This is a genomic window from Pseudoroseicyclus tamaricis, assembly GCF_012070395.1.
In the GTDB taxonomy this organism is placed as follows: Bacteria; Pseudomonadota; Alphaproteobacteria; order Rhodobacterales; family Rhodobacteraceae; genus Pseudoroseicyclus_A; species Pseudoroseicyclus_A tamaricis.
This window is the reverse complement of sequence record NZ_JAAFYS010000001.1, coordinates 464,113-482,855: the sequence shown is the minus strand read 5'-3', so window position 1 is coordinate 482,855 and position 18,743 is coordinate 464,113. Positions and strand designations below refer to the sequence as shown.

Annotated in this window: 19 protein-coding genes and 1 tRNA gene; 10 read left to right on the top strand and 10 right to left on the bottom strand. The window is 70.9% G+C overall.

All coding sequences use genetic code 11. The features are described from left to right. Positions 1-47: 47 nt before the first annotated feature. From GY170_RS02265 to GY170_RS02240, 6 genes are all read right to left on the bottom strand, one after another. Positions 48-121, bottom strand: a tRNA-Gly gene (locus GY170_RS02265). Positions 122-220: 99 nt separating this feature from the next. Beyond that, positions 221-1,024 (bottom strand): SDR family NAD(P)-dependent oxidoreductase, encoded by an 804-nt coding sequence (locus GY170_RS02260; RefSeq protein WP_163889581.1) that lies wholly within the window; start codon positions 1,022-1,024, stop codon positions 221-223. Between the two features lie 11 nt (positions 1,025-1,035). Continuing rightward, a complete protein-coding gene (locus tag GY170_RS02255; protein ID WP_163889579.1) occupies positions 1,036-2,205 on the bottom strand; it encodes a zinc-dependent alcohol dehydrogenase in 1,170 nt (389 codons plus the stop codon). 9 nt (positions 2,206-2,214) lie between these two features. Continuing rightward, positions 2,215-2,865 carry an SRPBCC family protein gene (locus GY170_RS02250; RefSeq protein WP_235923991.1) on the bottom strand — a complete coding sequence of 217 codons (651 nt, stop codon included), beginning with the start codon at positions 2,863-2,865 and terminating at the stop codon, positions 2,215-2,217. Between the two features lie 56 nt (positions 2,866-2,921). Beyond that, a complete protein-coding gene (locus GY170_RS02245) occupies positions 2,922-3,944 on the bottom strand; it encodes a Gfo/Idh/MocA family protein (RefSeq protein ID WP_163889577.1) in 1,023 nt (340 codons plus the stop codon). Further along, the gene (locus GY170_RS02240) at positions 3,941-4,924 is read right to left on the bottom strand and encodes an MDR/zinc-dependent alcohol dehydrogenase-like family protein (RefSeq protein WP_163889575.1); all 984 of its coding nucleotides are present in this window, start codon (positions 4,922-4,924) and stop codon (positions 3,941-3,943) included. The genes GY170_RS02245 and GY170_RS02240 overlap by 4 nt, the downstream gene beginning before the upstream one ends. 251 nt (positions 4,925-5,175) lie before the next feature. Here GY170_RS02240 and GY170_RS02235 point away from each other — a divergent pair, with 251 nt between their 5' ends. From GY170_RS02235 to GY170_RS02190, 10 genes are all read left to right on the top strand, one after another. After that, a complete protein-coding gene (locus tag GY170_RS02235) occupies positions 5,176-6,294 on the top strand; it encodes an NAD-dependent epimerase/dehydratase family protein (RefSeq protein WP_163889574.1) in 1,119 nt (372 codons plus the stop codon). Further along, complete coding sequence (locus GY170_RS02230; RefSeq protein WP_163889572.1) at positions 6,291-8,276, top strand: NAD-dependent epimerase/dehydratase family protein; 1,986 nt, start codon at positions 6,291-6,293, stop codon at positions 8,274-8,276. Before GY170_RS02235 ends, GY170_RS02230 begins: the two co-directional genes overlap by 4 nt. Beyond that, complete coding sequence (locus GY170_RS02225; protein ID WP_163889570.1) at positions 8,273-9,352, top strand: glycosyltransferase family 4 protein; 1,080 nt, start codon at positions 8,273-8,275, stop codon at positions 9,350-9,352. The genes GY170_RS02230 and GY170_RS02225 overlap by 4 nt, the downstream gene beginning before the upstream one ends. Continuing rightward, positions 9,352-10,461 carry a CgeB family protein gene (locus tag GY170_RS02220; RefSeq protein ID WP_163889568.1) on the top strand — a complete coding sequence of 370 codons (1,110 nt, stop codon included), beginning with the start codon at positions 9,352-9,354 and terminating at the stop codon, positions 10,459-10,461. Before GY170_RS02225 ends, GY170_RS02220 begins: the two co-directional genes overlap by 1 nt. Continuing rightward, the gene (locus tag GY170_RS02215; RefSeq protein WP_163889566.1) at positions 10,458-11,549 is read left to right on the top strand and encodes a CgeB family protein; all 1,092 of its coding nucleotides are present in this window, start codon (positions 10,458-10,460) and stop codon (positions 11,547-11,549) included. The genes GY170_RS02220 and GY170_RS02215 overlap by 4 nt, the downstream gene beginning before the upstream one ends. Continuing rightward, a complete protein-coding gene (locus GY170_RS02210; protein WP_163889565.1) occupies positions 11,546-12,625 on the top strand; it encodes a CgeB family protein in 1,080 nt (359 codons plus the stop codon). Before GY170_RS02215 ends, GY170_RS02210 begins: the two co-directional genes overlap by 4 nt. Then, entirely contained in the window at positions 12,622-13,623 is a 1,002-nt protein-coding gene (locus GY170_RS02205) for a UDP-glucuronic acid decarboxylase family protein (protein WP_163889563.1), read from the top strand. Before GY170_RS02210 ends, GY170_RS02205 begins: the two co-directional genes overlap by 4 nt. After that, on the top strand, positions 13,620-14,360 hold the full coding sequence (locus GY170_RS02200; protein ID WP_163889561.1) for a TIGR04290 family methyltransferase: 741 nt from the start codon (positions 13,620-13,622) through the stop codon (positions 14,358-14,360). The genes GY170_RS02205 and GY170_RS02200 overlap by 4 nt, the downstream gene beginning before the upstream one ends. 189 nt (positions 14,361-14,549) lie before the next feature. Further along, entirely contained in the window at positions 14,550-14,717 is a 168-nt protein-coding gene (locus GY170_RS02195) for a hypothetical protein (RefSeq protein ID WP_163889559.1), read from the top strand. 125 nt (positions 14,718-14,842) lie between these two features. After that, complete coding sequence (locus GY170_RS02190; RefSeq protein ID WP_163889557.1) at positions 14,843-15,427, top strand: response regulator; 585 nt, start codon at positions 14,843-14,845, stop codon at positions 15,425-15,427. Here GY170_RS02190 and GY170_RS02185 read toward each other — a convergent pair. From GY170_RS02185 to betA, 4 genes are all read right to left on the bottom strand, one after another. After that, a complete protein-coding gene (locus GY170_RS02185; RefSeq protein ID WP_163889555.1) occupies positions 15,424-15,942 on the bottom strand; it encodes a sigma-70 family RNA polymerase sigma factor in 519 nt (172 codons plus the stop codon). The two genes, GY170_RS02190 and GY170_RS02185, sit on opposite strands and share 4 nt — an antisense overlap. Before the next feature lie 202 nt (positions 15,943-16,144). Then, positions 16,145-16,471 (bottom strand): hypothetical protein, encoded by a 327-nt coding sequence (locus GY170_RS02180; RefSeq protein WP_163889553.1) that lies wholly within the window; start codon positions 16,469-16,471, stop codon positions 16,145-16,147. Positions 16,472-16,581: 110 nt separating this feature from the next. Further along, positions 16,582-16,980, bottom strand: a complete 399-nt coding sequence (locus GY170_RS02175; RefSeq protein ID WP_163889551.1) for a hypothetical protein — start codon at positions 16,978-16,980, stop codon at positions 16,582-16,584. A 103-nt stretch (positions 16,981-17,083) separates the two neighbouring features. Further along, positions 17,084-18,742: a choline dehydrogenase gene (betA, locus tag GY170_RS02170; RefSeq protein WP_163891105.1), complete on the bottom strand. Its 1,659-nt coding sequence runs from the start codon at positions 18,740-18,742 to the stop codon at positions 17,084-17,086. Between the last annotated feature and the right edge of the window lies 1 nt (position 18,743).

The following is an 18,743-nucleotide window of genomic DNA, read 5'->3' as shown; positions in this document are numbered from 1 at the left end:
GACGGCCGCGCGAGGCGGGGCGGGCTGGAGGGCGGGAAGTCGGGGGTTGGAGCGGGTGGCGGGAATCGAACCCGCACGTTCAGCTTGGAAGGCTGACAGGCTACCACTACATCACACCCGCGCGCTGGTTTCGCTACGGCAGAGCACCGGCGCCGTCAAGGTCGGCCGCGGCGTCTCGCCGCTGCCCGAGGGGCTGCCCCGGGGCGGCGGCGCGGAGGGGTCAGGCCGCCGGGTCGGTCTTCTGATCGTCCTCCGGCTCGGCCATGTGGCGGTGCATTTGGGCAAGCACCGTGTCCGGGATCAGGCCCGCGAAGGTTGCCTGCACCTTGTTCATGAAGCCCGACGCGACGCCGCTCTGGCCCTTCATCATCGCCTTGTAGCCGGCGCGGGCGACCATGGCCGGATCGTCCTTGCTGTCATCCTCGCCCACCGGTGTGTCCTCCATGTGGGCGCGGTCGAAGAACTCCGTCTCCGTCGGCCCGGGCATCAGGCAGGTGACGGTGACGCCCGTCTCCTTCAGCTCGTTGCGCAAGGCATAGCTGAGGCTGTCGAGATAGGCCTTCGTGCCGTTGTAGACCGCCTGGTAGGAGCCCGGCATCAGCCCGGCGATGGAGCCGGTGATGAGGATGCGCCCCTCCGCGCGCTCGCGCATCTGGCGGCCCACGTGCCAGAGGAGGTGCGTCGTGCCCTTCACGTTGAGGTCGATCACCTCGCCGATCTCGCCGAGGTCCTGGTCGAGGAACGCCTCGCCCAGCCCGATGCCGGCATTGGCGAGGAGGTAATCCACCGGCCGCCCGCCGGTGGCATCCCAGAGCCGGTCGACGCCCTCCGGCGTGGCGAGGTCGGCCTGCAGGGCGATGACCTCGCCGCCGCCGGCGCGCAGCTCGGCGGCGACGCTCTCGATCCGCGCCTCGTTGGCGCAGATGAGCAGGTCATGCCCCTCCTCCGCGCAGATCTTTGCCATCTCATGGCCGATGCCCGTGGAGGCGCCGGTGATGACAGCAAGCTTGCCCGTGCGATCCATGTAAACCTCCCTCAGGGCTTGAGGACGACTTTCGTCCACTCGTCCTGGTTGTCCTTGAAATTGGCGTAGCCCGTCGGGGCATCCTCCAGCGACAGGCGGTGCGAGATGAGGAAGGTCGTGTCGATCTGCCCCTCCTCGATGCGGCGCAGCAGGTCGTGCGAGTACTTCTGCACGTGCGTCTGCCCCGTGCGCCATTGCAGGCCCTTCTCCATGAAGGCGCCGAGCGGGAACTTGTCGATGAAGCCGCCATAGACGCCGGGCATGGAGATCCGTCCGCCCTTGCGCACGGCCATGATCGCCTCGCGGAGCGCGTGGCCCCGGTCGGCGCCCATGCCCACGACCTGCTTGACCTTGTCGGAGATGGCGTCGGGGGCGAGGCCGTGGCTCTCCATCCCCACGGCGTCGATCACCGCGTCGGGGCCGATGCCGCCGGTCATCTCCATCAGCGCCTCCAGCACGTGGGTGTGCCGGTAATCGATGACCTCGGCGCCGAGGCCGCGGGCCAGCTCCAGCCGGTGGGGGTAGTGGTCGATGGCGATGACCTTGTGCGCGCCCATGATCAGCGCGCTCTGGATGGCGAAGAGGCCGACCGGCCCGCAGCCCCAGACGGCGACGGTGTCGCCCTCCTCGATGTCGCAGTTCTCCGCCGCCATCCAGCCGGTCGGCAGGATGTCGGAGAGGAAGAGCACCGTCTCGTCCTCCAGCCCGTCGGGGATGACGATGGGGCCGACGTCGGAATAGGGCACACGCACGTATTGCGCCTGCCCGCCGGGGTAGCCGCCGGTGAGGTGCGAATAGCCGAAGAGGCCCGACATGGCATGCCCGTAGAGCGGCTCCGTCAGGTCCTGCTTCTCGGCGGGGTTGGAGTTGTCGCAGGCGGAGTACTGCTGCTTCATGCAGTGAAAGCACTTGCCGCAGGAGATGGTGAAGGGCACGACGACCCGCTGCCCCTTCTGCAGGGTGCTGTCCCGGCCCGTCTCCACCACCCGGCCCATGAACTCATGGCCGAGGATGTCACCTTGCAGGAGGCCCGGGATCACCCCGTCGTAGAGGTGCAGATCAGAGCCGCAGATGGCCGTCGAGGTGATCTCGATGACGGCATCGCGGGGGTTGATGATCTCCGGGTCCGGCACCGTATCGACGCGGACATCGTGTTTGCCGTGGTAGGTGAGCGCGCGCATATGTCCTCCTCAGGCGGCCTGCCGGTTGTGCGAGGTGGTCACCTCGCCCGTTTCCATGAGCATTTTGAAGCGCTTCAGCTCGCGCCGCCCCTGCACGCGCGGCTCCTTCTGGAAGAGCTTCGCCACCAGCGCGCCGAGGCGGCCGACCGGTGGGATGTAGGCGACGATGGCCTCCACCTCGGTGCCGCGCCCGCCGGGGGCATCGCGGAAGGTGACCTTGCCCTCGGTGTCGATGTCGGAGCCCTGGACGGAGCGCCAGGCGATCTCCTCGTCCTGCTTCTCGGTGGTGATGTGGGCGCGGATGCGGACGTCACCGCCGGGGGCCTGGATCGTCCAGACGGAGACGTCGCCCTCCCACTCAACCTTTTCCACGCTCTCCATGAACTTCGGCAGGTTCGAGAAATCCCGCCAGTAGGCGTAGAGCTCGGAGCGGGGGCGATTGATGGTGATCGTGCGGCCGGTGACCGCGTAATCGCCGTACATGCTCTTGCGGCTGGTGTAGCCGGGGGCATCGCCGGGGATGCCACGGGGCGCGGTCTGGGTCTGCCGTGCCATGGCATGGATGCCGCCCACGATGGCCGCGCCGGCGGCGATGGCGAGCGCCGCTTCGAGGGCCTGCCGGCCCCGGCGGCTCGAATATCCGTCGTCTCGGTAAGACATGGCTTCTCCCTTCGCTGGAGTGCGGGGAACCCCTCGGCGCGGCGATTGTTCCCCGATCAGCCGGCGGGCGGCGCGGCGCCGCCGACGGCGTAGATGTCATCGAGCACACGGGCGACGTCGATCAGCCTCGCGCATTCCGGGTCGAATCCGGTGCCGGAGCGCAGCCGCTCCATCCACGCCACGGCAGCGCGGCCGCCCCAGTCGTCGGGCGGGGAGGCGAGGACGGTGCTGGTGCAGCCATCCATCCGCCGCGCCTCCAGATCGAAGAAGGAGCCACCGACGTTGGAGACGGCGACGGCGCCGTGTGCCCCGTAGATCTCGGCCCGGATGACGGCGTCGCAGCCGGCGGGCAGGTTCCACGAGCAGGCGAGGCGGACGGGCGTGCCCTGGGCCGTCTCCAGCGTGGCGAGGGCGAGGTCCTCTACCTCCGCCGCGCCGGGCCGGAGCGGGGCGCCACCGGCGCGCAGGTGGGCGGAGCGGCAGGTGAGCTCGGGCCAGTCCATCAGCCACATCGCGAGGTCGACGAGGTGGACACCGAGGTCGATCACGCAGCCGCCGCCGGCGAGCCGCCGGTCGCGGAACCACGGCTTGTCGGGGCCGTAGGCGTTGTGGAACGTCAGGTCCACGGCCTGGATCTCGCCGAGGCTGGCGATCTCCTCCCGCGCCGCGAGGACGGCGGCGGTCTGGCGGTAGGAGAGGTCGGTGGCCAGCAGGCGGTCGGCGGAGCGGGCGGCCTCCACCGCCGTGGCGGTCTCGGCGGCATCGCGGCCGAGGGGCTTCTGGCAGAAGACGGCGGCGCCGGCCTCCAGCGCCGCGATGCTCTGCGCGGCGTGAAGGGCAGAAGGGGTGGCGATGACCACGCCGTCGGGCGCGGCGGCGAGCACATCCTCCAGCGTCTCGCCATGGGCGGCGGCGGGAGCAAAGGTAGAGGCCGCCTCCCGCGCGCCGGCATCGACGTCGGCGAGGGCGACGATCTCGGCCCCGCCGGCGGCGGCGATCGCCTCCATCCGGTGGCGGCCGATCCAGCCGAGGCCGAGGAAGCCGAGGCGCGGGCGGGTGGTCTGCGCGGTGTCCTTCATCCCATCACCACCAGTGCCTTGATGAAGCCCTCGGGCTTATCGCGCGTCGCATCCAGCGCCGCGCCGACATCCTCCAGCCCGTAGCGGTGGGTGTAGAGGCGATCCGGCTGCAGCTCGCCCGTCGCCAGCATCTCCACCGCGCGGCGCATGGCGGCGAGGTTCTTCTCGCGGCTGCGCTCGTGGGCGTTGACGATGTCGAAGGCGCGCCAGTTCCACGTCTGCATGTTCACCTGCCGCGGCCCGTCCTGGTGGTAGCCGGCGATGACCAGCCGGCCGCTCTCGCGCGTGATCTCGGCGGCGAGGTCCAGCGGCCATTGGTGACCGGTACATTCGATGGTGATGTCGGCGCCGTCGCCGCAGGTGAGGCCGCGCACCTCCTCCATGATTGTCCAGTGATCCTCCATGGGGACGGTCTCCGCCGCCCCCATCTCTCTCGCCATATCGAGGCTCTCGGCCCGGCGGGAAATGGCGATGACGCGGGCGCCGGCGCGGGCGGAGAGCGAGGTGAGGAGTGCCCCGAGAAAGCCGATGCCGATGATGGCGACGGTGTCGCCGGGGCGGATCTGCGCGCGCTCGAAGATCATGACGCCGCAGGCCAGCGGCTCGGCCGGGACGGGCCTGCCCTCCAGCGCGGCGGGCAGCGGGATGGCGGCATCGGCGGGCACCACGTCGTGCGTGGCGTAGCCGCGAAAGCCCAGCGCCGCGACGCGCTCGCCGAGGCGGCCCTCGTCCACGCCGGCGCCCACCGCGTCGATCACGCCCCAGGCCTCGTGGCCGAGCTCGCCGGGCTCCAGCGGGAAGCTCATCCACTCGGGCCCCGCCCAAGGCCCGAGGTTGGAGGCGCAGACGCCGCAGCCTTCGAGCTTCACCCGCACCTCGCCCTCGCCCGGCTCAGGCAGGGGGGCCTCGACCATGGAGACCTCGCCCGCCGCCGTCACCTGCGCCGCGCGGAGGCCCGTTCTGCCCTGCATTCCGTCCATGATCCCTTGCTCCTTGCAGCTTCTTCCCGATGGCCGCCGAACCGGCCCGGGCATGAATTGTTCCCCCCTCCGCCGAGCGTGGCGGCCCGGTGTCGCTATGCCCGCGACGGGCCCGGGAGGGGGAAGCCATTCAAGTCATTGAAGAAGTCACCATTGAAGAAGCTGCCCGTCGATGCGCTTCAAATCGCTTGGGAACATATGACCCATCCCGAGGTTCAGGCGGTTCAGGAACCTTGCGGAGAGGGACGAAGATGGCACGGGTACTCGTCACCGGCGGTTGCGGTTTCATCGGGCGGCACGTCGCCGCCGAACTCATCGCGGCAGGCCACGAGGTTCGCCTCTACGACGCGATGATCGAGCAGGTCCACGCGCGCACCGAGGGCGAGCCGGGTGAGGAGCCGCCGCCCGAGGCGGAGGTCATCGTCGGCGACATGTGCGATGCCGAGACGCTGCGAGGCGCCCTCACGGGCTGCGACAGCGTCATCCACCTCGCCGCCGAGGTGGGCGTCGGCCAGTCGATGTACGAGATCGCCCGCTACACGAAGGCCAACGACCTCGGCACCGCCGTGCTGCTGGAGGCCATCGCCGCCCAGCCCGTCGACCGGATCGTCGTCGCCTCCTCCATGAGCATCTACGGGGAGGGCTACTACACCACCCCCTCCGGCGCCTTCCACGACAGTGCCCGGCGCCTGACGGCGGACCTCAGGAAAGCGCAGTGGGAGCCACTCTCCCCCGAGGGCGAGGCGCTGACCGCTGTGCCGACGGACGAGAGCAAGCGCCCCGACCTCGCCTCCATCTACGCGCTCAACAAGTATGCGCAGGAGCGCATGGTGCTGATCTTCGGCGAGGCCTACGACATCCCGGCCGTGGCGCTGCGGCTCTTCAACGTCTTCGGCGCCGGGCAGGCCCTCTCCAACCCATACACGGGCGTCCTCGCCAACTTCGCTTCGCGCCTCGCCAATGGCGAGCGGCCGACGATCTTCGAGGACGGCGCCCAGAAGCGCGACTTCGTGCATGTCGAGGACGTGGCCCGCGCCTTCCGGCAGGCGCTGGAGGCGCCGGGCGTGGCGGGCGAGTGCATCAACATCGGCTCGGGCCAGTCCTACACGATCGACCGGGTGGCGCGTCTGCTCGCCGAGGCGATGGACCTGCCGGACATGGCCCCCGAGATCACCGGCCGCTTCCGCGCCGGCGACATCCGCAACTGCTATGCCGACATCTCCAAGGCCGAGCGCCTGCTCGGCTTCGCGCCGCAGAAGAAGCTGGAGGACTCCCTCGGCCCCTTCGTCGAATGGGTCCGCAAGTCGCCCTCCGTCGACAAGGGCGCCCTCATGCGGCAGGAGCTGGAGGCGAGGGGGCTGGTGTCATGAATGACTTCGGCTTCGTCGAATGGTTCCGCCCCGGCGATTACGCCCGCGCCGAGCAGGAGCTGCCGGCGCTGCGCGCCTCCGGCGCCAAGTGGCTGCGCACGCATCTCAGCTGGGCCGACTACCACGCCCCCGGCGGCGCGGAGTGGTACGACTGGCTGATGCCGCGCCTCGCCGACGGGCTGGAGGTGCTGCCCTGCCTGCACTACACGCCCCCCTCGCTGTCGCGGAACGGCAAGAGTTCCGGCGCGCCGCACAACCTCAAGGATTTCGCCGACTTCACCGACGTGGTGCTGACGCGCTACGGGCAGCACTTCGAGCATGTCGAGCTCTGGAACGAGCCCAACAACCTGCTCGACTGGGACTGGCGGGAGGATACCTCCTACGACCTGTTCTGCGAAATGATCGGCATGGCGGCCCACTGGGTGCGCGAGCGCGGTTGGAAGCCGGTGCTAGGCGGCCCCGCGCCGTTCGATCCCTACTGGCTGGACCTGATGGGCCAGCGCGGGCTGCTCGACTACATGCACGCCGTCGGCTTCCACGGGTTCCCCGGCACATGGGACAGCGAGGAGAGCACCTGGGCCGGGTGGGACATGCACATGGGCGAGATGCGGGCCATCCTGGACCGGCATAACCCGGACGCCGAGATCTGGATCACCGAGACCGGCTACTCCACGTGGCGCGGCGACCATCTGGAGCAGGCGCGGCGGTTCATCCGCGCGCTCGATGCTAAGGCCGACCGGATGTACTGGTACGGCTGGCAGGATCTGCAATCGGACATCGCCGTGCAGGAGGGCCTCTGGTTCGACCCGCGCCATTACCACCTCGGCGCGACGCTCCCCGGCGGGCAGCCCAAGCTCCTCGCCCGGCTGCTGACGGAGGGTGGCCCGAACCGGCTGCGCGAGGTCACCAGCCTGCCGGCGCCGTGGCCGGTGCGGGCGCGGAAGCCGGTGGTGATCACCGGCGGCGCCGGCTTCATCGGCTCGAACCTCGCCGAGAGCTTCCTCTCCGAGGGGCGGGAGGTGATCGTGCTCGACAACCTCTCCCGGCCGGGGGTGGAGGAGAACCTCGCCTGGCTGACCGCCCGCCACTCCAGCCGCCTGCATGCCGTGCCGGTGGACCTGCGCGACGAGCCCTCGCTCGGTGCCGCGGTGCGGGATGCCGAGGCCGTCTTCCACCTCGCCGCGCAGACGGCGGTGACGACGAGCCTCACCTCGCCGGTCGAGGATTTCGAGGTCAACGCCCGCGGCACGCTCAACCTGCTGGAGGCGATCCGCGCCACGGGCCGCAAGATCCCTGTGGTCTTCGCCTCCACCAACAAGGTCTACGGCGCCCTCGCCGATCTGGAGGTGCGCGAGGCCGGTGACCGGGTGGAGCCCGCCGACCAGCGCCATGCGCAGGGCGTCGGGGAGACGCGGCCGCTCGATTTCTGCACGCCCTACGGCTGCTCGAAGGGCGTGGCGGACCAGTACGTGCTCGACTACGCCAAGAGCTACGGGATCCCCGCGACGGTGCTGCGCATGTCCTGCATCTACGGGCCGCGGCAGTTCGGCACCGAGGATCAGGGCTGGGTGGCGCACTTCCTGATCTCGGCGCTGACGGGCAAGCCGATCACCGTCTACGGCTCCGGCCGGCAGGTGCGGGACGTGCTGGAGGTCTCCGACGCCGTCGCCGCCTACCGGCTGGCGCTGGCGCATATCGGAGAGATGTCGGGCAAGCCTTACAACCTCGGCGGCGGGGCGGCGAATGCCGTCAGCCTGCGGCAGGTGATCGACGAGATCGGCCGCATCACCGGGCAGCCGATGGATGTCAGCTACGCCGGCTGGCGGGCCGGCGATCAGCCATGGTTCGTCGCCGATACCTCCGCGCTGACGGCGGCGACGGGCTGGCGCGCGGGCACCGACTGGCGCTCCGGCCTGCACAAGCTCGCCGGATGGCTGGCCGAGCACCGGGTGCAGGCGCCGCTGTGGAAAGAGAGCGCATGAGCCTGCGGGTGTTGATGACCGTCGACGCCGTCGGCGGCGTCTGGCGCTACGCGATGGATCTCGGCGCCGCGCTGGCGGCCACGGGGCACCGCGTCGCCTTCGCAGGGCAGGGCCCGGAGCCCTCGCCGGCTCAGAGGGCCGAGGCGGAGGCGACGGGAGAGCTCGCCTGGTGCGACATCCCGCTGGACTGGATGGCGGAGCGGCCGGACGCCATCGCTGGCGCCGGCCCGTGGATCGACGGGCTGGCCCGGCGCCTCGGGGCCGACGTGCTGCACCTCAACAGCCCCACCCTAGCGGCAGAGCTGGCGCCGGGAGGGCCGCCGGTGCTCGCCGTCACGCATTCCTGCCTCGCCACGTGGTTCGCCGTCGTCGACCGGGCGCCGATCCCCGAGCCGCTGTGCTGGCAGGCCGATCTCACCGCCGCCGGCTTGCGCCGCGCCGATGCGATTCTCGCCCCCTCCCGCGCCCATGCCGCGGCGACGGAGGCGGCCTACGGGCTCTCCGGCATCGCGGTCGTCCCCAACGGCAGTCGCGCGCCGCTGCTGCCACCGGGCGGCGGATCGGGCGCCGTGGCGCTCGGGAGATGGTGGGACAAGGGCAAGAACGGCGCCGTCCTCGACGCGGCGGCGGAGCACGCCGCCTGCGCCGTCACCCTCATCGGTGCGACCGAGGCGCCGGACGGCCAGCGGCTGGAGGCGCGCCACGCCACGCTCGCCGGCCCCCTGCCGTACGAGCAGGCAATGGCGCGGGTGGCGGAGGCGGCGATCTTCGTCTCGCCCTCGATCTACGAGCCCTTCGGCCTCGCGGCGCTGGAAGCGGCGCGTGCCGGCCGGCCGCTCCTCCTCTCCGACATCCCGGTCTACCGCGAGCTCTGGGACGGCGTGGCGCGCTTCTTCGACCCCGCCAGCCCGGCCGCCCTCGCCCGGGCCCTCGATGCCCTCGCGGGCGCGCCGGGAGAGCGCGAAGCGCTCGGCGCCGCCGCGCAGGCGCGGGCGGAGCGCCTCGGGACAGAGCAACAGGCAACGGCGATGGCGGCGCTCTACCAGCGCCTCGCGGCCATGCAGGGAGTGATCTGATGCATATCACCTACTTCACCCATTCGCTGGTCAGCGACTGGAACCACGGCAACGCCCACTTCCTGCGCGGCCTGATGCGCGCGCTGCAGGGCATGGGCCACACCTGCCTCGCGCTGGAGCCGGCGGGCGGCTGGTCGCGCAGCAACCTGTTGGAGGAGCGGGGGGAGGCAGCGGTGGCCGAGTTCCACGCCGACTTCCCGGATCTGCAGAGCCGCAGCTATTCCTCCCCGGAGGATTGGGAACCGGCGCTCGACGCCTCCGACATCGTCATCGTCCACGAATGGACGGATCCGCAGCTGATCGCGGAGATCGGCCGCCGCCGCGCCAAGGGCGCTGGCTTCCGCCTCTTCTTCCACGACACGCACCACCGCGCGGTGACGAAGCCCGAGGAGATGGCGGCGCTCGACCTCTCCGGCTTTGATGCCGTGCTCGCCTTCGGTGACACTCTCGCCGAGCGCTACCGCGCCATGGGCTGGGGGGATCGTGTTTTCACCTGGCACGAGGCGGCGGATGACAGCCTCTTCCACCCGCATCCGGAGATCGCGCCGGAGCGGGACCTGATCTGGGTCGGCAACTGGGGCGACGACGAGCGCTCGGCCGAACTGCGCGAGTTCCTCATCCGCCCCGTCGCCGAGCTCGGCCTCTCCGCCGATGTGCACGGTGTGCGCTACCCGGAGGAGGCGCGCGCCGCGCTGAAGGAGGCCGGCATCGCCTACCGGGGCTCCATCGCCAATGCCCGCGTGCCGGAGGCCTTCGCCCGCCACCGGGTGACTGTGCATGTCCCCCGCCGGCCCTATGCCGAGGCGCTGCCGGGCATCCCCACCATCCGCCCCTTCGAGGCGCTGGCCTGCGGCATACCGCTGGTCTCCGCCCCTTGGGAGGATGCCGAGGGGCTGTTGCGCCCGGGCACCGACTACCTCACCGTCCGCGACGGCGCAGAGATGACGCGCCAGCTCACCCACGTCCTCCACGACAAGGCACTGGCGGCGGAGCTGGCGGCGAGCGGGCGGGAGACCATCGCCGCCCGCCACACCTGCCGCCACCGGGCGGAGGAGCTGATGGATATCATCGAAAGGGTCGGCCAGCCGGCCCGGGAGGCAGCGGAATGAGAACCCTCGCCTTCTACGGCTCCAGCCTCGTCTCCTCCTACTGGAACGGCGCCGCGACCTACTACCGCGGCATCCTGCGCGCCCTCGCCGGCCACGGGTGGGACATCACCTTCCACGAGCCCGACGTCTGGGGCCGGCAGGAGCATCGCGACATGGACCCGCCGCCCTGGGCGCGGGTGAATGTGTGGCCCGGCACGCCCGAGGGGATGCTCGCCGCCGCCACCCGCGCCGCCGAGGCGGACGTCGTCGTCGTCGCCTCCGGCATCGGCTACGAGGATGACGATGCGCTGCGCGCCGAGGTGCTGGCGAATGCCGCGGCCGGCGCCGTCCTTATCTGGTGGGATGTCGACGCCCCGGCCACGCTCGCCGGGATGGAGGGGCAGCCGGATCATCCGCTCCGCCGCGACCTGCCCAAGTTCGACATCGTGCTCACCTATGGCGGCGGCCCGCCGGTCGTGGAGGCCTACCGGGGCATCGGCGCGCGCGATTGCGTGCCCGTCTACAACGCGCTCGACCCGCAGACGCACCACCCCGTCCAGCCGGAGCCGCGCTTCAAGGCGGATCTCGGCTTCCTCGCCAACCGCCTGCCCGACCGCGAGGCGCGGGTGGAGGAGTTCTTCCTGCGCCCCGCCAAGCGGCTGCCGCACCGGCGCTTCCTGCTCGGCGGCTCGGGGTGGGAGCCCTCGGCCCTGCCCTCCAACGTGCATGCCATCGGCCATGTGGGCACGAGCGCGCACAACGCCTTCAACAACTCCCCCCGCGCGGTCCTCAACGTCGCGCGCGACAGCATGGCGGCCATCGGCTTCTCCCCCGCCACCCGCGTCTTCGAGGCGGCCGGCGCCGGCGCCTGCCTGATCACCGACGCGTGGGAGGGGATCGAGCAGTTCCTGCAGCCCGACGTCGAAGTGCTCGTCGCCCGCGACGGGCAGGACGTCGCCGCGCATGTCGAGGCGCTCTCGCCCCAGCGCGCCGCCGCCATCGGCGAGGCGGCCCGCCGCCGCATCCTCGCCGCCCACACCTACGATCACAGGGCGACCGACGTGACCGCCCTGCTCTCCCGCCTGATGCAGAAGGAGCCGGCCGCATGACGGATCGCCCGCTGACCATCGTCATACTCGGCCTCACCGTCTCCTCCTCCTGGGGGAACGGTCATGCGACGACCTACCGGGCGCTGCTGGAAGGGCTGGCGGCGGAGGGGCACGAGGTGCTGTTCCTCGAGCGCGACAGGCCCTGGTACGCCAGCCACCGCGACCTGCCCGAGCCGCAGGGCTGGCGCTTCGCGCTTTATGACAGCGTGGCCGAGCTGGAGGGGTGGGGGACGGAGATCGCGAACGCCGACGCGGTGATCGCCGGCTCCTACCTGCCCGAGGCGGAGGAGGTGATCCGACAACTGCGCCCCTGGGTGCGCGGCACCTTCGCCTTCTACGATATCGACACGCCCGTGACGCTGGAGGCGCTGGAGGCCGGCAGCTGCGAGTACCTGACGCCGGAGCTGCTGCCGCTCTTCGACACCTATCTCAGCTTCTCCGGCGGCCGCGCGCTGGACAAGCTGCTCGCCCTCGGCGCCCGCCGCGCCGCGCCGCTCTACTGCTCGGTGGATGCTCAGAGGTATCGTCCGATGGAAGTGCCCCGGAAGTGGGACCTCGGCTACCTCGGCACCTACTCGCCCGACCGCCAGCCGGGGCTGGAGGCGCTGCTGATCGAGCCGGCGCGGCGCCTGCCGCAGAAGCGCTTCGTCGTCGCCGGGCCCCAATACCCGGGCGACATCGACTGGCCGGAGAACGTCGAGCGGATCGAGCATCTCGGGCCGGCCGACCATGCCGCCTTCTACAACGCGCAGGCCTACACGCTGAACATCACCCGCTCCGCGATGCGGGCGCTGGGGCACTCCCCCTCCGTCCGCCTCTTCGAGGCCGCCGCCTGCGGCACGCCGATCATCTCCGACCGCTGGGAGGGGCTCGGCGAGCTGCTTCCAGAGAGCGAGGCGATCGTGATCGCGGACGGGACGGAGGATGTGGTGGCCGCGCTGACCGGCGAGGGCGATGCCCGGATCGGCCAGCGGGCGCGGGAGATCGTGCTCGCCGGCCATACCGGCCGGGCGCGGGCACGCGATCTGGTGGCGCGCCTCCATGAGGCGACCGCGCAGGCGGAGGAGGCACTATGAACGTCCGCCCCCTGAAGGCCACGGCGCTCGTGGCCGGCGGCGCCGGCTTCGTCGGCTCCCACCTGTGCGACGCGCTGCTGGAGCGGGGGATGCGGGTCATCTGCCTCGACAACTTCCAGACCGGCCGGCGGGAGAACATCCAGCCGCTGCTCAACAACCGCAGCTTCTCGCTGGTGGAGGCGGACGTGGCCCGCGACGCGCTGCCCGACGAGCGGGTGGACTGCGTCTTCAACCTCGCCTGCCCCGCCTCGCCGCCCCATTACCAGGCCGACCCGGTGCGCACGATGATGACCAGCGTCGTCGGCACCCTGCGCCTGCTGGAGATGGCGGAGCAACATGGCGCCCGCTTCGTGCAGGCCTCCACCTCCGAGGTCTACGGCGATCCGGAGGAGCACCCCCAAAGGGAATCCTACTGGGGCCACGTCAACCCCATCGGCCCCCGCGCCTGCTACGACGAGGGCAAGCGGGCGGCGGAGACGCTCTGCTTCGATCTCGTCCGCGCCGGGCGGGTGGACGTGCGGGTGGCGCGCATCTTCAACACCTACGGGCCGCGCATGCGTCCCGATGACGGGCGCATCATCTCCAACTTCCTCGTGCAGGCGTTGCAGGGGCGGGAGATCACCGTCTATGGCACCGGGCGGCAGACCCGCTCCTTCTGCTACGTGACCGATCTCGTCCGCGGCCTGATCGCGCTGATGGATGTCGAGGAGGCGCCGCCGGGGCCCGTGAACCTCGGCAATCCCGGCGAGTTCACGGTGCTGGAGCTGGCGCAGCTGATCCACCGCATGGTCCCCGGCCCCTCGGAGATCGGCTTCCGCCCCCTGCCGTCGGATGACCCGCAGCGCCGCCAGCCCGACATCTCCCGCGCCGCGGCGCTGCTCGGCTGGGCGCCGGAGGTGCCGCTCCGCGAGGGGCTGAGGCGCACGGCGGACTGGTTCACCCTCAACCTCGGCCCGGCGGCACGCCCGGCCACTGCCATGGCGAGGCCCGCGGAATGAGCGACCTGAAAGACCGGATCGAGGAGCTGCGCCCGTGGTTCCACAACCTCCGCCTCGGCGGCATCGAGACGGCGCCAGACCACCCGCTCGGGGACTATCCCGCCTTCAAGTGGCAAGGCTTCGCCCATGCCGTCCCGAAGGATCTGACGGGCAAGACGGTGCTCGATATCGGCTGCAACGCCGGCTTCTATTCGATGGAGATGGCCCGCCGCGGCGCCGCCCGTGTCGTCGGCATCGACAGCGACGCCCGCTACCTCGAGCAGGCGCGCCTCGCCGCCGAGGCGGAGGGGGCTAATATCGAGCTGCGGCAGATGTCCGTCTACGATGTCGGGCAGCTGGAAGAGCGCTTCGACCTCGTCATCTTCATGGGCGTGCTCTACCACCTGCGCCACCCGCTCCTCGCGCTGGACCTGCTGTGGGAGCATGTCGTCGGCGAGCAGATGCTCTTCCAGTCGATGCAGCGCGGCCCCCGCGAAGTCGCCGCGGCGGCGGAGGATTACGACTTCGACGACTGGTCGCCCTTCGAGGCGGAGGGCTGGCCCCGCCTCGCCTTCATCGAGCATCGCTATGCCCGGGACCCGACCAACTGGTTCGTGCCGAACCGGGCGGGGGTGGAGGCGATGCTGCGCTCCTCCGGCTTCGAGATCACCGCCCATCCCGAGCCGGAGGTCTATCTCTGCCGCCGCGCCGAGCGCCCCTACGCGGTCGAGCCGCCGCCGCGCATCGCGACGGACTGAGGCGCGGGCTGGCCGGGTCAACCGCCCGCAACCCCCCGTAACAATTATCAAGCAAATGATCGTTGACGGGGTTGCGCCCGTCTCGCCTCGGCGGGCAATATCGCGCGACCATTTTTCCGGTGCCCGAAGGGGGAGCTCACCGGCCGACGGCCTATCCCGGGCCGACGCGAAGCGTGGGTGGAGAGGCGCATGCCGAACGGAGAGGACGACGCAGAGAACCTGCCGTCCATCGAAGAGCAGCTGGAGCAGCAGCTTCAGGCCATCCGCGGCGAGGAGACGCCCGATTCCCTCCTCAAGCTCGCCCGTGAGTTGCAGACCATCCTGAAGTGCCGGGCCGAGGCCGGCCCGAAGGACTGACCGGGCGGCAGCGCCGGCCACACCCCCGATCCCTCTCCGCCCACCACTGGCAAAAGGCCGGGAGCGGTTTACCTTCCTTATCGGCGGCGCACCCATGCCGCTCTTGATGGAAGAGGACACGTCGCGTGGCCACACTTGCCGGACAGCGCATTCTCATCGTCGACGGGGATGACTTCGTCGCCGCCGATCTCGCCCACTGCCTCGAGCAGGCGGGCGCGCAGGTGCTCGGCCCCGTGGCGACGCTGCAGGCCGCGGCGGAGCTGGCGCCGGATGCCGATGCGGCGGTGCTCGACATCCTGCTCGACGGCACCCTCGTCTACCCGCTGGCGGACGAGCTTCTCGGCCACGGCGTGCCCTTCGTCTTCTACGCCGGCGGAGACCCGGCGGAGCTGCCGCCGCGCTTCCGCTCCATCGGGCGGCTGCGCAAGCCGGACATGGCGAGCCAGCTGATGCAGCTGCAGGGGTCCGAGCTCTCCACCCTCTCCGACCAGAACTGGCAGGAAGACCCGCTGACGCACATCCCCAAGCTGCGGCTGATGGCGCGTCTCGCCTATGACGACGCTGCGATTGCGGACCGGGTCGTGGAGCGGACGCTGCAGCTGGCGCTGGAGATGCCGCGCGACCGGGACGATGACATGACAATGGAGGAATGGCTGCGCGCCATCCTCGTCTACGTCATCAACCAGGCGGGGCCGCGGCTGCTGAACTAGGCGCTACGCCTCTGTGGCCCGGAGTCGCCGAGGTCCTCAATCACCATTGCCCGCGCCCGCGCCACGCGGCTCTTCACCGTGCCGACGGCGCAGTTGCAGATCACCGCGCTCTGCTCGTAGCTCTCGCCCAGCATCACGACGAGGATCAGCATCTCGCGGAACTGGTGGGGCAGACGGTCCACCGCCTCCATCAGCTCGCGTCCGCGCACCGACCATTCCTGCGTATCGGGCGTGGTGACGAGGCCGGAGACGCAATCGGCGGCACCGGTCGTCTCGCGCCGGGCGCGGTTGGCGTTGGTGTAGAAGGTGTTGCGCATGATGGTGAAGAGCCACGCGCGAAGGTTAGTGCCGGGCTTGAAGGAATGGGCGGCTCCGATCGCCTTCATCAGCGTTTCCTGCACCAGATCGTCGGCGTCATTCGCGTTCCGGGTCAGCGACCGGCCGAACGCGCGCAGCGCCGGGATGAAGGCGACGATGTCATCAGAGATGTCGCTGACGCTGTCGGGCGTGGTCATGGTCCAGCTTCCCCCACTGATGACACCACATGGACATCAACGCCGGCGCTGGGCCCCGGTTCCGCCGGGCGGCAGCTTCTTCTGCCGGGGGCGGAAAATGGGAAGGGGAGCGCTGAGGATCGAGGCGGGGCTATGATGCCGGGAGCATTGGTGGTCGCCAAGTGGGAGGGACGCGATGGCTCGCAGCCCCTTCCGACCGGTCTCAGAGGAAGGCCAGTGCCAGCACCACGATGATGATCACGGCGGCGGCGATGGCGATCCAGGTGCCGACATGCGAGCTGCCCGAAGCCTTGGGGCTCTGCAGATCGTCGGGGCCCTTCACCGTCCGGGCCGGCTCGGCGCGGTGCGTCTCCGCCCGGGCGGCGGCATCTACCTGCGCCTTCGTCGGTGGGGTGCCGGCGGCCTCGTCATCGGTGCCGAGGGGCGCGGCGGACGGGTCCTCGAAGGCGACCTTGTCGCCGGCGCCGCCCCTGTCGATGTCGTCGCGCAACTGGCTGGTCGTCTCCGGCCGCTTGGTGTCGTCAGCCATGGCAGGCCCCTCTTCCGCTCTGGCGGGTCCGGGCGGTCATCCGCCGCAAACCCGCGGGTTCGACAGGAGGAACCGGCGGGCCGGGCGCTTTGTTCCGGCCGGCGCCCGGATCAGAAGAGGACGACCAGCGCCACGATGACGACGAGCGCCAGCGCTACGATGCCCCAGATCAGGCCCGTGCTGCGCCCGGTGCTCTCCGGCGCGGTGCCATGCGCGCCCGGCGTCGGGTCGGCGGCAGCGCTGCCGAGGTCGCCGCGGGCGGCGGCGCCGGTCGGGTCGGGCGTGTAGCTGGGGGTGGCCTGCTCGCGGGCGATCTGCGCATCCACCTCGTGCTCGGCCTCGCGGCCAATGCCGGCGGGGGCGGCGGCGGGGCCGGCCGGGGTGGCGGCGGGGCCACGCGGCTCCGGCGAGGCTGGGGGGCGCTCGCCCGTCTGCTCCGGGGTCGGGCTGGCGCCGCCGGGGCCTCCGGTCGATGGCGCCTCGGTCTCGCGGGTCTTGTCGTCGGCCATGGGGTTTCCTCCGTCACGGGGCACCGCCGGCCCTCGGGCGCGGGCGGCACCGTTCAGGAGGAAAGCTCCGGACGGCGGCATTGTTCCGCCGCCCGGGAGGCGCCTAACGCTGGGAGGTTTCCCAGTTCGGGTTGATCCACGGCTCCTGATTCGAGGGCGCGAGCGGCGCGCGACCGAGGATGTGATCGGCCGCCTTCTCCCCCACCATGATCGAGGGCGCGTTGAGATTGCCGTTGGTGATCCGCGGGAAGACGGAGCTGTCGGCAAGGCGCAGCCCCTCCACCCCGATCACTCGCGCCTCGGGGTCGACCACGGCCATCGGGTCGCTCGCCGCGCCCATCTTGGCGGTGCCGCAGGGATGGTAGGCGCTCTCCACGTGCTCGCGGATGAAGTCATCCAGCGCCTCGTCGCTCTGCGCCGCCTCGCCGGGCTGGATCTCGTGCTTGTAGAAGGGCTTGAACGCCTCCTGCCCGAGGATCTCGCGCGTCAGGCGAATGCACTTGCGGAAGTCTTCCCAATCCTGCGGGGTGCTCATGTAGTTGAACAGCACGCGCGGGTCGTCCTTCGGGTCACCGGACCGCAGCGTGACCTCGCCGCGCGAGGGGCTGCGCATCGGCCCGACATGGGCCTGAAAGCCGTGGCCCTCGGGGCTCGCCTGCCCGTCATAGCGGACCGCGATGGGGAGGAAGTGGTACTGGATGTCGGGGTACTCGACGCCAGCGGCAGACCGGATGAAGCCCGCGCTCTCGAACTGGTTGCTCGCGCCCGGCCCCGTGCGGGTGAAGAGCCAGCGGGCGCCGACATAGGCCTTGCCGAGAAGGTTCCAGTATTTCGCGAGGCTGACGGGCTGGCTGGCGGCGACCTGGATGTAGAGCTCCAGATGGTCCTGCAGGTTCTGCCCCACGCCGGGGCGGTCGGCGACCACATCGATCCCATGCTCGGCCAGATGCGCGCCCGGCCCGATGCCGGAGAGCATGAGCAGCTTCGGCGAGTTGATCGAGCTGGCGGCAAGGATCACCTCGCGCTCGGCATGGATCACCTCGATCTTGCCGCCCCGCTCGACCTCCACGCCCACGGCGCGGCCATCCTTGATGACGACGCGGCGCGCCAGCGCCCGGACCAGCTCGCAATTGGCGCGCTTGAGCGCCGGGCGCAGGTAGGCGCGGGCGGCGGAGAAGCGCTGGCCCTTCCAGACGGTCATGTCGTAGGGGCCGAAGCCCTCCTGCTGGCGGCCGTTGTAATCGGGCGTGACCGGGTAGCCTGCCTGCTGCCCGGCCTCGACGAAGGCGCGGGTCAGCGGGTTCTCGCGGGTGCCGCGGGTGACGTGCAAGGGCCCGCCCTGCCCGCGCCAGTCCGTGTCGCCGCCATGGCCGCCGGCATGCCAGTCTTCCATGCGCTTGAAGTAGGGCAGCACGTCGGCATAGCCCCAGCCGCTCGCCCCTTCCTCGGCCCAATGGTCGAAGTCGCGGGCGTGGCCGCGCACGTAGATCATGCCGTTGATCGAGGACGAGCCGCCGATGACCTTGCCGCGCGGCAGGGCCAGCTTGCGCCCGCCGAGATGCGGCTCGGGCTCGGACTGGTAGCCCCAGTCGTAGCGCTTCATGTTCATCGGGTAGCTGAGGGCGCCCGGCATCTGGATGAGCGGCCCCCAGTCGGAGCCGCCATGCTCGATGACCAGCACGCGCTTTCCGGCCTCGGCGAGCCGATAGGCCATGGCGCAGCCGGCGCTGCCCGCGCCGACGATGACGTAATCGGCCCGCATC

Excerpts from the sequence above, each read along its gene's own strand:
- GY170_RS02260 (WP_163889581.1), bottom strand. The coding sequence starts at position 1,024 with ATGGATCGCACGGGCAAGCTTGCTGTCATCACCGGCGCCTCCACGGGC.
- GY170_RS02255 (WP_163889579.1), bottom strand. The coding sequence starts at position 2,205 with ATGCGCGCGCTCACCTACCACGGCAAACACGATGTCCGCGTCGATACG.
- GY170_RS02250 (WP_235923991.1), bottom strand. The coding sequence starts at position 2,865 with ATGTCTTACCGAGACGACGGATATTCGAGCCGCCGGGGCCGGCAGGCC.
- GY170_RS02245 (WP_163889577.1), bottom strand. The coding sequence starts at position 3,944 with ATGAAGGACACCGCGCAGACCACCCGCCCGCGCCTCGGCTTCCTCGGC.
- GY170_RS02240 (WP_163889575.1), bottom strand. The coding sequence starts at position 4,924 with ATGGACGGAATGCAGGGCAGAACGGGCCTCCGCGCGGCGCAGGTGACG.
- GY170_RS02235 (WP_163889574.1), top strand. The coding sequence starts at position 5,176 with ATGGCACGGGTACTCGTCACCGGCGGTTGCGGTTTCATCGGGCGGCAC.
- GY170_RS02230 (WP_163889572.1), top strand. The coding sequence starts at position 6,291 with ATGAATGACTTCGGCTTCGTCGAATGGTTCCGCCCCGGCGATTACGCC.
- GY170_RS02225 (WP_163889570.1), top strand. The coding sequence starts at position 8,273 with ATGAGCCTGCGGGTGTTGATGACCGTCGACGCCGTCGGCGGCGTCTGG.
- GY170_RS02220 (WP_163889568.1), top strand. The coding sequence starts at position 9,352 with ATGCATATCACCTACTTCACCCATTCGCTGGTCAGCGACTGGAACCAC.
- GY170_RS02215 (WP_163889566.1), top strand. The coding sequence starts at position 10,458 with ATGAGAACCCTCGCCTTCTACGGCTCCAGCCTCGTCTCCTCCTACTGG.
- GY170_RS02210 (WP_163889565.1), top strand. The coding sequence starts at position 11,546 with ATGACGGATCGCCCGCTGACCATCGTCATACTCGGCCTCACCGTCTCC.
- GY170_RS02205 (WP_163889563.1), top strand. The coding sequence starts at position 12,622 with ATGAACGTCCGCCCCCTGAAGGCCACGGCGCTCGTGGCCGGCGGCGCC.
- GY170_RS02200 (WP_163889561.1), top strand. The coding sequence starts at position 13,620 with ATGAGCGACCTGAAAGACCGGATCGAGGAGCTGCGCCCGTGGTTCCAC.
- GY170_RS02195 (WP_163889559.1), top strand. The coding sequence starts at position 14,550 with ATGCCGAACGGAGAGGACGACGCAGAGAACCTGCCGTCCATCGAAGAG.
- GY170_RS02185 (WP_163889555.1), bottom strand. The coding sequence starts at position 15,942 with ATGACCACGCCCGACAGCGTCAGCGACATCTCTGATGACATCGTCGCC.
- GY170_RS02180 (WP_163889553.1), bottom strand. The coding sequence starts at position 16,471 with ATGGCTGACGACACCAAGCGGCCGGAGACGACCAGCCAGTTGCGCGAC.
- GY170_RS02175 (WP_163889551.1), bottom strand. The coding sequence starts at position 16,980 with ATGGCCGACGACAAGACCCGCGAGACCGAGGCGCCATCGACCGGAGGC.
- betA (WP_163891105.1), bottom strand. The coding sequence starts at position 18,742 with ATGCGGGCCGATTACGTCATCGTCGGCGCGGGCAGCGCCGGCTGCGCC.